Origin of the sequence: Duganella sp. HH101 (genome assembly GCF_001758795.1) — a bacterium.
GTDB lineage: Bacteria > Pseudomonadota > Gammaproteobacteria > Burkholderiales > Burkholderiaceae_D > Rugamonas > Rugamonas rivuli.
Window position 1 is genome coordinate 132,146 of record NZ_LRON01000014.1, and the last position, 14,494, is coordinate 146,639.

A 14,494-nucleotide genomic window follows, 5' to 3' on the forward strand; every position below is an offset into this window, starting at 1 on the left:
GACGCGCAGCAAAGGCGCGGCAGGCGGCCGGTCAGCGATGCGCCAGCGCGACAACCACCATCGTCGCCAGCGCGATCGCCAGGCCGTAGGGGATGCCGCCGACGCTGGCGCCGGGCTCCAGTGGCACCGCTTGTAACGGGATGCCGAGGCAACGCCACAGCAGCGGCCTGCAGATCGTGGACAGGTTGCGCCAGCCATCGCGCCAGCGGCCGCTGAACAGCAGCATCACCAAAGCCATCGCGCCGCCGATCAGCGTGGCCAGCGCGGCCACATGCAGCGCCGCCAGCGGGCCGACGAAGGCGCCGACCATGGCCATCAGCTTGACGTCGCCGGCGGCCATGCCGCGCAATAAATACAGCGGCAGGAATAAAAAAAAGCCGGCCAAGCTGCCGGCCAGCCAGTACGTCAAAGGCGCCCAGTGCTGCCCGCCCAGCATGTGCAACATCAGCGCCAGCAACAGGCCGCTGAGGATCAGTACATTCGGAATCTTGCGCAGGGCCAGGTCGGTGACGGCCGCTTGCGCCACCAGGCAGATCAATATCAGTTCGATCGCATTCAGCATGACGGTGTCTCCAACAAAAGGCTTTCCAGCCCGACTGCGGCTGGAAAGCCAGGTGCTTACGGGGTGGTGATGGCGGTCGCGATCGTGGTGAAAGCGGTCCTCAGCGCCGGCCCCAGCAAGGCGAAGGCGGTACCGACGGCCACCACCATCGTCGCCGCGATCAGGCCATATTCAATGGCGGTGATCCCTTCTTCGTCGTGCGCAAACACCTTTGCTGCTGCAATAAGCGAGTTCATGATTTACTCCCGGATGAAATGAAAAAAAGTACCCCTGGCGCGGCTTGGCGGACTGCCCGGATCGCCTTCGCTTCACCATTAAGACCTACTATACGGATCGGAGTTTTCTGAGAGTTGACGTGACGCAAGTTTTCCTTGCGGCATCATTTTAGGGGTATGATGAAAATGTTCGTGCGGGACAGACATCCCGGCTGGCTTATGTCAAACTGCACCAATTTCCTGATCATTAAGCTCTGACGGAATGGCCCGGCTGTCGGAAAAAGGTCGCATAAGTTGCAAGGAATGTTTTTTTTCGCACACATGAATTGCCTTGATTGCAAAAAGCTATTATCCTGCTTAGCTGTTCTTTGGAAAGGCCCCGTGTTGCAGCTTCACTGTGCGCCTGACTATCAAAGATATTGGCTTGATAGGCGTGAACAAAACGTGGCTCGACGCAAGGTTGTGTGATTATTTTCCAGAGAAGAAAATGGATTCCCTACTGAAACACATGGTGGACATGACCGGCCACCGCGATCACACGATGCTCGACATCTCGGTGATCTCGGCGGTGCAGGAGCTTGCCCGCGCCAGTCAGGCCCGCGTGCTGACGCTGGCCACAGTCAGGGGCAAGATTTTCGTCCGGCCGCGCGCCATCATCTGCGCCGGCGAAGCGGCCCGCATGGTCGACACCTCGGACCTGCACAATCCCGGCGAACCGATCGAGAACATCCCGGCCCTGGCGCAGTGCATCGCCAACCACGAATCGGGCGCCGACGTCGCCAACGAGGCGGGCGAGCACACGCTGTGGCTGCCGATCTGGCTGGGCGACAAGGCCGACACCTGCCTGGAAATCGTCAACCCGACCCCGTACACCAGCGACACCATCCACGTCATCGGCGGCATCGTCAGCGTCTACCGCAACTTCCAGAACCTGCTGGACTACAGCGAACGCGATTCGCTGACCGGCCTGCTCAACCGCAAGACCTTCGACGACCAGCTGGCCAAGATGCTGGCCGCCAGCACCGAGCAGGACGCCATCACGCTGCCGGGCGAGCCGGAGCGCCGCAGCCATCATGATGAGGAAAAGCAATGGCTGGCCGTGGTCGATGTGGACCATTTCAAGCACGTTAACGACCGTTTCGGCCATTTATACGGCGATGAGGTGTTGATCCTGATCGCCAACCTGCTGACGTCCTCGTTCCGCGCGCAAGACCGCGTGTTCCGTTTCGGCGGCGAGGAATTCGTCGTGCTGCTGCGTTCGACCACCCTGGACAACGCCAAGAAAATCATCGACCGCTTCCGCACGAATGTGGCTTCCCACGATTTCCCGCAGGTGGGCAAGGTGACGGTGAGCGTGGGGTTTGTCAGCATCAGCGCGCTGGAGGCGCCGGTGATCATCCTGGGACACGCCGATCAGGCGCTGTACTACGCGAAAAGCCATGGCCGCAACCTGGCCTGCCACTACGACGAGCTGGTCGACGGCGGCCTGCTGCACGCCATCGAATCCAACGACACCGCCGAATTCTTCTAGGCCAGCGTCAGGAAGCGCATCGGGTCGACATTCCACTTGCTGGGCGACTCGTGGCCGACGATCTTGTCGCCGCCGCCAAAGCCCAGTCCGCGCGACAAATCGATGGTTTCCGGCTTGATGTAGAGATTTTGCTTGGTATTGAAGAAAACATTCACTTTCGGCGCCAGCAGGTTGGTCTCGTGTGGTTCAATCACCACACCCAGGCGCCCCGATTCCAGCATGACCATGGTGCCGACCGGATAGATCCCCACGCAACGCATGAATTCCTGCGCGAATTTCGGATTGAAGTGGAACTTGCTCCACTCGTAGATCTTGCGCAGCGCCGCCGCCGCCGGCATGCCCTTGTGATAGCAGCGGTCGGCCGTAATGGCGTCGTACACGTCGACAATCGCCGCCATCTGCGCCAATTCGCTGATTTCATCGTTGGCCTGCTTGTTCGGATAGCCGCTGCCGTCGCGCCGCTCGTGGTGGTGCAGCGTGATATCGAGCGGAATCGGCCCCACCTCCGGCGACTGTAGCAGGATGTTGTAGCCGTCCTGCGGATGGCGCTTGATGATGGCGAATTCCTCGTCCGTCAGCGGGCCCGGCTTGTTCAGGATGGCGTCCGGCACCAGCGCCTTGCCGGTGTCGTGCAGCAGGCCGCCGAGGCCGGCCTGGTGGGTCGTTTCGGCGTCGATGCCGCGCGAGCGGCAGAACGCAACCAGCAGCGTACATACGCTAACGGAGTGCAAAAAGGTGTAATCGTCCTTGTTCTTGATGCGCAGCAGGCCAACCAGCGCGCCCGGGTTGCGCAAAATGGATTCGGTGATATTCTGCACCACCGGCTGGACCTGGTCGAGTTCGATGGCCTTGCCCAGGCGCGCGTCCTGCATCACGGTGCGTACCAGGGTCGAGGCCTGATGGCGGATCTGCACCGCGCGCTGCATCTCCTCGCCCAGCGACACGCGGGTGATAACCGGCGCCTTGGCGACGATTTCGACGATTTCGCGCTCGGTGGCGGCCTGCGCCTCATCCACGCTCGGCGCATCCTGCACGTCCATCCCTTTGGCGTTGTCTATGACAACGTCGTGGATGCCGGCGTTGATGATCTTGCGGATTTCATCTTCGCTGGTGAGCAGGAAACGGTTGCGAACGAAGGGATGGGTCATCCAGTCGCAGCTCAGGTCATGAATGTACATGCCCACTTTAAGCTGGGAAGAATCGACTTTCTTTAGCATACTGGTACCCACTTTAGAGAGGCTGGCGGCAGCGGAACGGGCTGATACCAGTATAACAAATAGTTTCCTGTCAGGATTAGTTTTACAAGTGCTACCATTTGTTTGTCCAGGTTAATACAACGCTTTGCCTCCATGGAATTACGCCAACTTCGGTACTTTGTAGCCATAGTAGACCACGGCTCCCTGTCAAGGGCGGCGGTGGTGCTGCATGTTGCGCAACCGGCACTGACGCAACAGTTGCGCCAGCTCGAAGAGGAGCTCGGCGTGCAGCTGCTGCATCGCTCCGCCCAGGGCGTGCTGAGCACGGACGCCGGCAAGATTTTCTACGAACACGCGCAAGCCATCCTCAAGCAGGTGGCCGACGCCCGTTCGGCCGTGGCGCAGTCGGCCGAACGCCCCAGCGGCAGCGTCACGCTGGGTCTGCCGCACAGCATCTCCGGCGCGCTGGCGCTGCCGCTGCTGACGGCGGCGCGCGCGCAATACCCCGAAATCACGCTGCAACTGACGGAAGAGCTGACCGGCAACCTGAGCGACCAGCTCAAGTCCGGCCGCGTCAACCTGGCCGTGCTGTTCGACGACGGCCAACTGGCCCAGTTCGCCACGACGCCGCTGGTGGAAGAGGAACTACGCTTCATCTGCCGCGCCGACGCCGCGTACGCGCAAGGCGAGCAGGCGCTCACGCTGGCGCAAACGCTGAAAACCACGCTGATCCTGCCCGGACTGCAACACGGCGTGCGGCCGCGCATCGAAAGCGTGGCGCGCCAGGCCGGCCTGACGCTGGATAAGGTGATCGAGATCAATTCCATCGCCATCCTCAAGTCCGCCATCCTGGCCGACATGGGCGCGACCATCCTGCCGTCGGCGCCGGTGCTGGACGAGCTGGAGCGCGGCGCCATGCGCTCGCACCGCATCCACAGTCCGTCGATTTCGCGCACGGTGGTGTTGTGCGCGTCCAAGAATATTCCGCTGACCAACGCGGCGGCGGCGGTCAGCCGGCTGGTGCAGCAGGTCAGCGCGCAGCTGTGCGCCGGCGACACCTGGCCGGGCGCCACCGCCATCGCCGGCGGTACAGCCTCCTAGCGGCCGGCCAACTCCAGCGCCGCCATCGCCGGTGCGATCATCGCCAGCAGCCGCGACTTGCCGACGCCGTCGCGCGCCTGCACCGACAGTCCATGCAGCAGCGTGGCGTAGACATCCCCCAGCGCCACCACATCTGTCCCGGCCTTCAGCTCGCCAGCCTTCAAGGCCAGCCGCAGACGATCGACGATCGACTTGGTGCGGGCGCTGCGGAACTCCGCCAGCCAGACGATGACGGCGTCGCTCTGGATGCCGCCGTTGGCCGCCGCCGACACCACCATGCAGCCATGCGGCCGGCCGCTGCGGGTGTACAGCTGCACCGCTTCGCGCAGCATGCGTTCGATGGCGGCGCGCGCCGTCTCCTCCTGCGCCAGCGCGCGCGTGGCGAAGCCGCCCTCGCCTTCCACGTAGAGCGCCACCGCCTCGCGGAACAGCTCCTCCTTCGAACCGAAGGCAGCGTAAATACGCGCCGAGGCGATGCCCAGCGCCGCCACCAGATCGGACATGGCGACACCCTCGTAGCCGCGCTCCCAAAAAGCGTCCCTGGCCTTTTGCAGCGCCAGCTCGCGGTCGAATTCTCTTGGCCTACCAGCCATCATTTACCTCAGCAAAATCACCAGGACGGCCAGTATAGCCGCTCGCTCGGGCCACCCGGCGAACAAATACCGGCTTGACCGCCCGACAAATTTATCCTATTCTTTGTCGATCGACAAACAATAGGAGCCGATAAAAATGCGTACCATCAAAGGACCAAGCCTGCACCTCGCCCAATTCAGCGACACCGCAGCCCCCTTCAACGACCTGCCATCGATCGCCGCCTGGGCCAGCGACACCGGCTTCAAGGCATTGCAGCTGCCCGCCTGGGACCAGCGCCTGTTCGACGTCGCCACCGCCGCCGAAAGCCAGGCCTACTGCGACGACATCACCGGCATGCTGGCCGGCCACGGCCTGGTGCTGAGCGAACTGACCACCCACATCTTCGGCCAGCTGGTCGCCGTCCATCCCGCCTACGACGCCATGTGCGACAGCTTCGCGCCGGCCGAACTGCACGGCAAGCCGCAAGCCCGCACCGCCTGGGCCATCGAGCGCCTGCTGATGTCAGCCAAGGCCTCGCGCCGCCTGGGCCTGACCGAGATGGGCACCTTTTCCGGCTCCTTCGCCTGGCCCTACCTGTTCCCCTTCCCGCAGCGCCCGGCCGGCCTGATCGAAACCGCCTTCGACGAACTGGCCAAGCGCTGGCTGCCGGTGCTGAATGCCTGCGACGAACAGGGCGTCAACCTGTGCTACGAAATCCACCCCAGCGAGGACCTGCACGACGGCGTCAGCTTCGAGATGTTCTACGACCGCGTCGGCCAGCACCAGCGCTGCAACATGCTGTACGACCCCAGCCACTTCGTGCTGCAGCAGCTGAACTACCTCGACTTCATCGACATCTACAAGGAGCGCATCCGCATGTTCCACGTCAAGGACGCCGAGTTCAATCCGAGCGGACGGCAAGGCATCTACGGCGGCTACCAGTCCTGGGAAAACCGCGCCGGGCGCTTCCGCTCGCTGGGCGACGGCCAGGTCGACTTCAAGTCCATCTTCTCCAAGCTGACCCAGTACGACTACGCCGGCTGGGCCACGCTGGAATGGGAGTGCTGCCTGAAGCACCAGGAGGTCGGCGCCAGGGAGGGCGTGGACTTCATCAACGCCCACATCATCCCCGTCACCGACAAGATCTTCGACGACTTCGCCGGTGCGCCGGTCAACCCGCAGCAAATGAAGCAGCTGCTCGGCATCGCCTGATGCCGCCACCCGACCACACAAGGAACACCATGCACGCATCACTCGCCAAACAAGACCAACAAGACCATCCCGCAACCGGCTACACGCACGACTACGTGCGCGTCGACGGCAACCGCATCCACTGCGTCAGCGCCGGCGCCGGCCGCCCGGTGTTGCTGATACCCGGCTGGCCGCAAACCTGGTACGCCTGGCGCCACGTCATGAGCGCGCTGGCCGCGCAAGGCTATCTGGCCATCGCCGTCGACCCGCCCGGCACCGGCCACTCCGACCGCCCCGCCGGCGGCTACGACACCGGCACCGTCGCCAGCATCCTGCACCAGGCCATGGCGCAGCTGGGCCACGCCCACTACGACGTGGTCGGCCACGACATCGGCATGTGGATAGGCTACGCGATGGCCAGCGATTTCCCCGGTGCGATCGGCAAGCTGGCGCTGACCGAGGCGGTGATCCCCGGCCTGGCGCCGGCGCCGCCCATCTTCGTCCCGCAGGAGGACAACATCTTCCTGTGGCACTTCATGTTCAACCAGGTGCACGACCTGCCCGAGGCGCTCACCGCCGGCAAGGAGCGCGAGTACATCGGCTTCATGCTGGACAAATGGTCGTACCGGCGCGACCGCGTCGCCGCCGCGGTCTACACCGAGGCCTACGCCACGCCGGGCGCGCTGCGCGCCGGCTTCGCCTACTACCGCGCGATACCCGAGACGATACGCCAGAACCTGCTGCGCGCCGCCTCGCCGCTGGCCATGCCGGTGCTGGCGATCGGCGCCGAGCACGCGACCAAGGACGCCCCTCTGCTCACCATGCAGGGCCGCGCCCTCGACCTGCGCGGCGCGATGATTGCCGATTCCGGCCACTTCGTGATGGAGGAGAATCCGGACGACTTCCTGGCGCATCTGCTGCCCTTCCTGGAGGGCAGCCCAGTGTAGCCATCACTTTTTCTTATACCCCCATCGGCATTCGGTATTTCCGTATACGTCAACTCGCGCCCATACTCTGCTACAAAGCGGGTTTTTTAAGCCTAAAATACCTGCAACGCCGCTAACCATGCGGCCCATGGCCTGATCCTGGCGCGCCTACCCGGCGCCTCCAAGCTTGGGCGCGAACCGACACAACACCGGAGACACCGCCATGCCCGATACCACGGCAAACGGCGCAGCAGCATCCGCAAGAGATGCAGCCGCCGCCACATCCCGCCTCACCACCGTGAGCCTCGACGACAAATACACCGCGACCAAGGGCGACATTTTCCTGTCCGGCATCCAGGCGCTGGTGCGCCTGCCGATGATGCAGCGCGTGCGCGACCAGGCTGCCGGCCTGAACACCGCCGGCTTCATCTCCGGCTACCGAGGCTCGCCGCTGGGCGGCCTGGACGAGAACCTGTGGAAAGCCAAGCCGCACCTGGAAGCGCACCACGTACAGTTCGTGCCGGGCGTGAACGAGGATCTGGCCGCGACCGCCGTCTGGGGTTCGCAGCAGGTGGACCTGATCGGCGAAGCCAAGTACGACGGCGTGTTCGCCATGTGGTACGGCAAAGGCCCGGGCGTGGACCGCTGCGGCGACGTCTTCAAGCACATGAACCATGCGGGTACTTCGAAGCACGGCGGCGTGCTGCTGGTGGCCGGCGACGACCACGGCGCCTACTCGTCGACGCTGCCGCACCAGTCGGACCACCTGTTCTCGGCCTCGATGATCCCCGTCCTGTATCCATGCAATGTGCAGGAATACCTGGACCTGGGCATCCACGGCTGGGCCATGTCGCGCTTCTCCGGCTGCACGGTGGCCTTCAAGGCACTGGCCGACACCGTCGAATCGTCGGCCTCCATCGACGCCGATCCGTTCCGCGTCGAAGTCAAGATTCCGCAGGACTTCGTCATGCCGGAAGGCGGCCTGAATGCACGCCTGTCCAGCATCCCGCTGGGCCAGCAGGCGCGCAATCAGGAAGCGCTGATGCAGGACTACAAAATCTACGCCGCGCTGGCCTATGCGCGCGAGAACAAACTCAATCACACCACCATCACCAGCCCGAACGCCAAGCTGGGCATCATCGCCTCCGGCAAATCCTACCTGGACGTGCTGGAAGCGCTGGAAGAACTGGGCATCGACGAGAAGATGGCGGCCGACGTCGGCCTGCGCCTGTTCAAGGTCGCGATGCCATGGCCGCTGGAACCGGACAGCGTGCGCGAATTCGCGCAAGGCCTGGACGAGATCCTGGTGGTCGAAGAGAAGCGCCAGATCGTCGAGTACCAGCTGAAGGAACAGCTGTACAACTGGCGCGACGACGTGCGCCCGCGCGTGATCGGCAAGTTCGATGAAAAAGGCGAATGGGTCGCCCCACGCGGCGAATGGCTGCTGACCTCCAAGGCCGACTTCTCCGTCTCGCAAGTGGCGCGCGTGATCGCCTCGCGCGTCAAGCGCCTGATCTCGGACCCAGTCACCTGCGACCATATCAAGGCCCGCCTGACCTTCCTCGACGCCAAGGACGCCGTGCTGAAAAAAGCCATCAGCACGCCGTTCCGTCCAGCCTTCTACTGCTCCGGCTGTCCGCACAACACCTCGACCAAGGTACCTGAAGGCAGCCTGGCGCTGGCCGGCATCGGCTGCCACGTGATGGCGACCTCGATCTACCCAGAGTTCAACAAACTGACCACGCACATGGGCGGCGAAGGCGCGCCGTGGATAGGCCAGGCCGCGTTCTCGAAGATTCCGCACGTGTTCCAGAACCTGGGCGACGGCACCTACTTCCACTCCGGCTACCTGGCGATCCGCGCAGCGGTGGCGGCCAAGGTCAACATGACCTACAAGATCCTCTACAACGACGCGGTCGCGATGACGGGCGGCCAGCCGGTCGACGGCATCACCTCGGTGCCGATGATCGCCCAGCAGATGGCGGCCGAAGGCGTCAAACGCATCGCCCTCGTCACCGAAGACCTGAACCGCTACACCGACCGCAGCGCCCTGCCGTCCATCGTCAGCCTGCACGACCGCAAGGACATGGACGCCGTCCAGCGCGAGCTGCGCGAGATCGGCGGCGTATCGGTGCTGATCTACGACCAGACCTGCGCGGCCGAGAAGCGCCGCCGCCGGAAGAAGGGCGAGTTCCCCGACCCGGCCAAGCGCATGGTCATCAACGAAGCCGTGTGCGAAGGCTGCGGCGACTGCGGCATCCAGTCCAACTGCACCTCCATCCTGCCGAAGGAAACGGAGTTCGGCCGCAAGCGCACCATCGACCAGTCGTCCTGCAACAAGGACTACTCGTGCGTGAAGGGCTTCTGCCCGAGCTTCGTCACCGTCGAAGGCGGCTCGCTGAAGAAGACCAAGACCGGCGTGACGAAAGATAACGCCGACGACGGCTTCGGCGCCCTGCCGGAACCTGTGCTGCCGTCCTGCGAGCAGCCGTACAACATCCTGATCAACGGCATCGGCGGCACCGGCGTGATCACCGTCGGCGCGCTGATGGGCATGGCCGCCCACCTGGAAGGCAAAGGCGCGTCGGTGCTGGACATGACCGGCATGTCGCAGAAAAACGGTTCGGTGACATCGCACGTCAAGGTCGCGAAGACCCCGGCCCACCTGCGCGCGCAACGCATCGCCACCGGCGAGGCGGACGTGATCCTCGGCTGCGACATGCTGACCGCCGGCGCCGCCGACGCGGTGTCGAAGATGCGTCCGGGCCGCACGCTGGCCATCGTCAACCTGCACGAGCAGCCGCCCGGCACCTTCGCGCAGAACGCCGACTGGCAGTATCCGGTGGAAGAAGTGCGCGCACTGATCGAGGAATCGGTCGGCGCCGGCGCCGCCGATTTCATCGACGCCACCAAGCTGGCCACCGCGCTGATGGGCGACTCCATCGCCGCCAACCTGTTCATGCTCGGTTACGCATGGCAGAAAGGCCGCATCCCGCTGAAGGAAGCATCGCTGCTGCGCGCGATTGAACTGAACGGTGTCGGCATCGCCTCGAACAAGAAGAGCTTCCTGTGGGGCCGCCGCGCCGCAGTGGACCTGAAGCGCGTCGAGCGCGTGGCTACGCCTACGCAAGCCATCGTCATGCAGATGCCGCAAAGCCTGGAAAACGTCATCGGCAAGCGCGTCGAGTTCCTGACCGCCTACCAGAACGCCGCCTACGCTGCGAGCTACGAGCAGCTGGTGTCGCAGGTGCGCGCCAAGGAAACCGCCCTGGGCCTGGGCAACAAGCTGTCGACCGCCGTCGCCAAGTACGCCTTCAAGCTGATGGCCTACAAGGACGAATACGAAGTGGCGCGCCTGTACACCGACGGCCGTTTCGTCGAACAGCTCAAGCAGCAGTTCGAGGGCGACTTCTCGGTCAAGTTCAACCTGGCGCCGCCGATGTTCGCCAAGAAGGACGCCAAGGGCCACCTGGTCAAGGCGGAATTCGGCTCGTGGATGTGGAGCGCCTTCAAGCTGCTGGCCAAGTTCAAGGGCCTGCGCGGCGGCGCCTTCGACATCTTCGGCTACACCGAAGAGCGCAAGATGGAACGCGCCCTGATCGTCGAGTACCGCGAGCTGGTGACTGCGCTGATGGACAAGCTGACGCCTGAAAACCACGCCACCGCCGTGGAACTGGCCGGCCTGCCGGAGAAGGTGCGTGGCTTCGGCCATGTGAAGGAAAAGGCTGTCGCCACCTTCCGTACCGAGAAGGCACGCCTGCTGGCGCAATTCAGCCAGCAGCGCGCGGCTTGAGTCCTATAATGGAACCACGACGCAGATCGACACAAGAATACAAGGGACACAAATGAACGACCTATCCGCACCAAAAATCGCCGCCGTACCCGAGCAGCCGCGCCTGAACAACAAAGTCCGCTTCGTGACGGCGGCCTCGCTGTTCGACGGCCATGACGCCTCGATCAACATCATGCGCCGCATCCTGCAATCGAACGGCGTGGAAGTGGTCCACCTGGGCCACAACCGTTCGGTCGACGAAGTCGTCACCGCGGCGCTGGCCGAAGACGTGCAAGGCATCGCCATCTCCAGCTACCAGGGCGGCCACGTCGAATACTTCAAGTACATGATCGACCTGCTGCGCCAGCGCGGCGGTTCGCACATCAAGGTATTCGGCGGCGGCGGCGGCGTCATCGTCCCCGAAGAAATCGCCGACCTGCATGCCTACGGCGTCACCAAGATCTTCAGCCCGGAAGACGGCCAGCGCATGGGCCTCGTCGGCATGATCCAGTGGATGGTGCAGCAGTGCGACATCGACCTGTCCAACTACTCGCCGACCACGCTCGCGCCGCTCAAGGAAGGCGAGATCGCCGCCCGCCACCGCCCGCTGGCCCAGCTGATCACCGCGCTGGAAAACGACAAAGCCTCCCCCGCCCTGCGCGCCGAACTGCTGGCCGCCGCCGAAGGCCTGGCCGTGCCAACGCTGGGCATCACCGGCACCGGCGGCGCAGGTAAATCCTCGCTGACCGATGAACTGATACGCCGCATCCGCCTCGACCAGGGCGACACCGTCAACATCGCCATCATCTCGATCGACCCGTCGCGCCGCAAATCCGGCGGCGCGCTGCTGGGCGACCGTATCCGCATGAACGCGATCAATCCGTGGAACGGCCAGGCGCGCGTCTTCATGCGCTCCCTGGCCACGCGCGAAGCCGGTTCCGAAATCTCGCAGGCGCTGCCGGACGTGATCGCCGCCTGCAAGGTGGCGGGCTTCGACCTGGTGATCGTCGAAACCTCCGGCATCGGCCAGGGCGACGCCGCCATCGTGCCGCACGTCGACGTGTCCATGTACGTGATGACGCCGGAATTCGGCGCCGCCTCGCAGCTGGAAAAAATCGACATGCTCGATTTCGCCGACTTCATCGCCATCAACAAATTCGACCGCAAGGGTTCTCAGGACGCGCTGCGCGACGTCGCCAAGCAGTACCAGCGCAACCGTGAAATGTGGAGCAAGCGTCCGGAAGAAATGCCGGTCTATGGCACCCAGGCGTCGCGCTTCAACGACGACGGCGTCACCTCGCTGTACCAGGGCCTGGTGCCGAAGCTGGTGCAGTTCGGCCTGAAGGCCAAGCCGGGCAAGCTGGCGCCGGTGGATGTGCGCTTCTCCAGCGGTAAGAACGTGATCGTGCCTCCGGCCCGCGCGCGCTACCTGGCGGAGATCGCCGACACCGTGCGCGGCTACCACCGCTTCACGCGCAAGCAGGTCACGCTGGCGCGCGAACGCCAGCAGCTGACCGAATCGAAGCGCATGCTGGCCATCGCCCACAAGACCGCCGACTTCGACGATCTCATCGCCGAACGCGATGCGGAAATGGACGGCGGCGCCAAGAAGCTGCTGGCGCAGTGGCCGGACATGCAGGCCGCGTATGCCGGCGACGATTACGTCGTCAAGATCCGCGACAAGGAAATCCGCACCCGCCTGATCCAGCACACGCTGTCCGGCACCAAGATCCGCAAGGTGGCCCTGCCGCGTTATGAGGACCACGGCGAAGTGCTGCGCTTCCTGATGCTGGAAAACGTGCCGGGCTCCTTCCCGTTCACGGCCGGCGTGTTCGCCTTCAAGCGCGAGGGCGAAGACCCGACCCGCATGTTCGCCGGCGAAGGCGACGCCTTCCGCACCAACCGCCGCTTCAAGCTGGTCTCCACCGGCATGGACGCCAAGCGCCTGTCGACCGCGTTCGACTCCGTGACCCTGTACGGCGCCGATCCGGCGCTGCGCCCGGACATCTACGGCAAGGTCGGCAACTCCGGCGTGTCGATCGCCACGCTGGACGACATGAAGGTGCTGTACGACGGCTTCAATCTGTGCAGCCCAAGCACCTCCGTCTCGATGACCATCAACGGCCCGGCGCCGACCATCCTGGCGATGTTCATGAACACCGCCATCGACCAGCAGGTTGCCAAGTTCGTCGAAGAGAACAAGCGTCAGCCTAGCGCCGACGAAGCGGCCAAGATCAAGGACTGGGTATTGCAAAACGTGCGCGGCACCGTGCAGGCAGACATCTTGAAGGAAGACCAGGGCCAGAACACCTGCATCTTCTCGACCGAGTTCTCGCTGAAGGTGATGGGCGACATCCAGGAATACTTCGTCCACCACCAGGTGCGCAACTTCTACTCGGTGTCCATCTCCGGCTACCACATCGCCGAAGCGGGCGCGAACCCGATCTCGCAGCTGGCGTTCACGCTGTCGAACGGCTTCACGTTCGTGGAAGCCTACCTGGCGCGCGGCATGCACATCGACGACTTCGCACCAAACCTGTCGTTCTTCTTCTCCAACGGCATGGACCCGGAATACACGGTGCTGGGCCGCGTGGCACGCCGCCTGTGGGCGGTGGCGATGCGCGACAAGTACGGCGCCAACGACCGTTCGCAAAAGCTCAAGTACCACGTGCAGACCTCCGGCCGTTCGCTGCACGCGCAGGAGATCGACTTCAACGACATCCGCACCACGCTGCAGGCGCTGATCGCGATCTACGACAACTGCAACTCGCTGCACACCAACGCCTACGACGAAGCGATCACCACGCCGACCGACGAATCCGTGCGCAGGGCATTGGCAATTCAATTGATCATCAACCGCGAGTGGGGCCTGGCCAAGAACGAGAACCCGAACCAGGGCTCCTTCATCATGGAAGAGCTGACCGACCTGGTGGAAGAAGCGGTGCTGCAGGAGTTCGAGCGCATCGCCGAACGCGGTGGCGTGCTGGGTGCGATGGAAACCGGCTACCAGCGCGGCAAAATCCAGGAAGAGTCGATGCTGTACGAGCACCAGAAGCACGACGGCACGCTGCCCATCATCGGCGTCAACACCTTCCGCAATCCGAAGGCCGGCACCGAAGCGCCGCAGATCATCGAGCTGGCGCGTTCCACCGACGACGAGAAGCAGTCGCAGCTCACGCGCCTGGAGGACTTCCATGCGCGTAACGCGGATGCCGCACCGGCAGCGCTGGCGGCACTGCAGCAGGCCGCCATCGACAACGCCAACGTGTTTGAAAAGCTGATGGATGCCGTGCGCGTCTGCTCGCTGGGCCAGATCACGACGGCGCTGTTCGAAGTCGGCGGCCAGTACCGCCGCAATATGTAAGGCACCACCACGGGAGGCCGTCCAAGGCCTCCCGTCCCTGCGACGCACTTGAATGCCGTCGCG

At 63.9% G+C, this 14,494-nt stretch carries 10 protein-coding genes; 6 read left to right on the forward strand and 4 right to left on the reverse strand.

Annotated features, from left to right (window positions below; all coding sequences use genetic code 11):
- Positions 1 to 31: 31 nt before the first annotated feature.
- Together DUGA2_RS21510 and DUGA2_RS21515 are read right to left on the reverse strand one after the other, a co-directional pair.
- Positions 32 to 562 (reverse strand): prepilin peptidase, encoded by a 531-nt coding sequence (locus DUGA2_RS21510; RefSeq protein ID WP_070271521.1) that lies wholly within the window; start codon positions 560 to 562, stop codon positions 32 to 34.
- 56 nt (positions 563 to 618) lie between these two features.
- Positions 619 to 798, reverse strand: a complete 180-nt coding sequence (locus DUGA2_RS21515) for a Flp family type IVb pilin (protein WP_070271522.1) — start codon at positions 796 to 798, stop codon at positions 619 to 621.
- Positions 799 to 1,264: 466 nt separating this feature from the next.
- Here DUGA2_RS21515 and DUGA2_RS21520 point away from each other — a divergent pair, with 466 nt between their 5' ends.
- Entirely contained in the window at positions 1,265 to 2,308 is a 1,044-nt protein-coding gene (locus DUGA2_RS21520) for a GGDEF domain-containing protein (protein ID WP_008443834.1), read from the forward strand.
- Here DUGA2_RS21520 and DUGA2_RS21525 read toward each other — a convergent pair.
- On the reverse strand, positions 2,305 to 3,525 hold the full coding sequence (locus DUGA2_RS21525) for an HD-GYP domain-containing protein (protein WP_070271523.1): 1,221 nt from the start codon (positions 3,523 to 3,525) through the stop codon (positions 2,305 to 2,307). The two genes, DUGA2_RS21520 and DUGA2_RS21525, sit on opposite strands and share 4 nt — an antisense overlap.
- A 132-nt stretch (positions 3,526 to 3,657) precedes the next feature.
- Here DUGA2_RS21525 and DUGA2_RS21530 point away from each other — a divergent pair, with 132 nt between their 5' ends.
- Complete coding sequence (locus tag DUGA2_RS21530; protein ID WP_070271524.1) at positions 3,658 to 4,605, forward strand: LysR substrate-binding domain-containing protein; 948 nt, start codon at positions 3,658 to 3,660, stop codon at positions 4,603 to 4,605.
- Here the strand turns inward: DUGA2_RS21530 and DUGA2_RS21535 are convergent.
- Positions 4,602 to 5,198: a TetR/AcrR family transcriptional regulator gene (locus tag DUGA2_RS21535; RefSeq protein WP_070271559.1), complete on the reverse strand. Its 597-nt coding sequence runs from the start codon at positions 5,196 to 5,198 to the stop codon at positions 4,602 to 4,604. The genes DUGA2_RS21530 and DUGA2_RS21535 overlap by 4 nt on opposite strands.
- 136 nt (positions 5,199 to 5,334) lie before the next feature.
- Here DUGA2_RS21535 and DUGA2_RS21540 point away from each other — a divergent pair, with 136 nt between their 5' ends.
- From DUGA2_RS21540 to icmF, 4 genes are all read left to right on the forward strand, one after another.
- On the forward strand, positions 5,335 to 6,390 hold the full coding sequence (locus tag DUGA2_RS21540) for a sugar phosphate isomerase/epimerase (protein WP_070271525.1): 1,056 nt from the start codon (positions 5,335 to 5,337) through the stop codon (positions 6,388 to 6,390).
- A gap of 29 nt (positions 6,391 to 6,419) precedes the next feature.
- Positions 6,420 to 7,316 (forward strand): alpha/beta fold hydrolase, encoded by an 897-nt coding sequence (locus tag DUGA2_RS21545; RefSeq protein ID WP_070271526.1) that lies wholly within the window; start codon positions 6,420 to 6,422, stop codon positions 7,314 to 7,316.
- 202 nt (positions 7,317 to 7,518) lie between these two features.
- Complete coding sequence (locus DUGA2_RS21550) at positions 7,519 to 11,088, forward strand: indolepyruvate ferredoxin oxidoreductase family protein (protein ID WP_070271527.1); 3,570 nt, start codon at positions 7,519 to 7,521, stop codon at positions 11,086 to 11,088.
- 52 nt (positions 11,089 to 11,140) lie between these two features.
- Complete coding sequence (gene icmF / locus DUGA2_RS21555) at positions 11,141 to 14,431, forward strand: fused isobutyryl-CoA mutase/GTPase IcmF (protein WP_070271528.1); 3,291 nt, start codon at positions 11,141 to 11,143, stop codon at positions 14,429 to 14,431.
- Positions 14,432 to 14,494 lie beyond the last annotated feature (63 nt).

Excerpts from the sequence above, each read along its gene's own strand:
- DUGA2_RS21510 (WP_070271521.1), bottom strand. The coding sequence starts at position 562 with ATGCTGAATGCGATCGAACTGATATTGATCTGCCTGGTGGCGCAAGCG.
- DUGA2_RS21515 (WP_070271522.1), bottom strand. The coding sequence starts at position 798 with ATGAACTCGCTTATTGCAGCAGCAAAGGTGTTTGCGCACGACGAAGAA.
- DUGA2_RS21520 (WP_008443834.1), top strand. The coding sequence starts at position 1,265 with ATGGATTCCCTACTGAAACACATGGTGGACATGACCGGCCACCGCGAT.
- DUGA2_RS21525 (WP_070271523.1), bottom strand. The coding sequence starts at position 3,525 with ATGCTAAAGAAAGTCGATTCTTCCCAGCTTAAAGTGGGCATGTACATT.
- DUGA2_RS21530 (WP_070271524.1), top strand. The coding sequence starts at position 3,658 with ATGGAATTACGCCAACTTCGGTACTTTGTAGCCATAGTAGACCACGGC.
- DUGA2_RS21535 (WP_070271559.1), bottom strand. The coding sequence starts at position 5,198 with ATGGCTGGTAGGCCAAGAGAATTCGACCGCGAGCTGGCGCTGCAAAAG.
- DUGA2_RS21540 (WP_070271525.1), top strand. The coding sequence starts at position 5,335 with ATGCGTACCATCAAAGGACCAAGCCTGCACCTCGCCCAATTCAGCGAC.
- DUGA2_RS21545 (WP_070271526.1), top strand. The coding sequence starts at position 6,420 with ATGCACGCATCACTCGCCAAACAAGACCAACAAGACCATCCCGCAACC.
- DUGA2_RS21550 (WP_070271527.1), top strand. The coding sequence starts at position 7,519 with ATGCCCGATACCACGGCAAACGGCGCAGCAGCATCCGCAAGAGATGCA.
- icmF (WP_070271528.1), top strand. The coding sequence starts at position 11,141 with ATGAACGACCTATCCGCACCAAAAATCGCCGCCGTACCCGAGCAGCCG.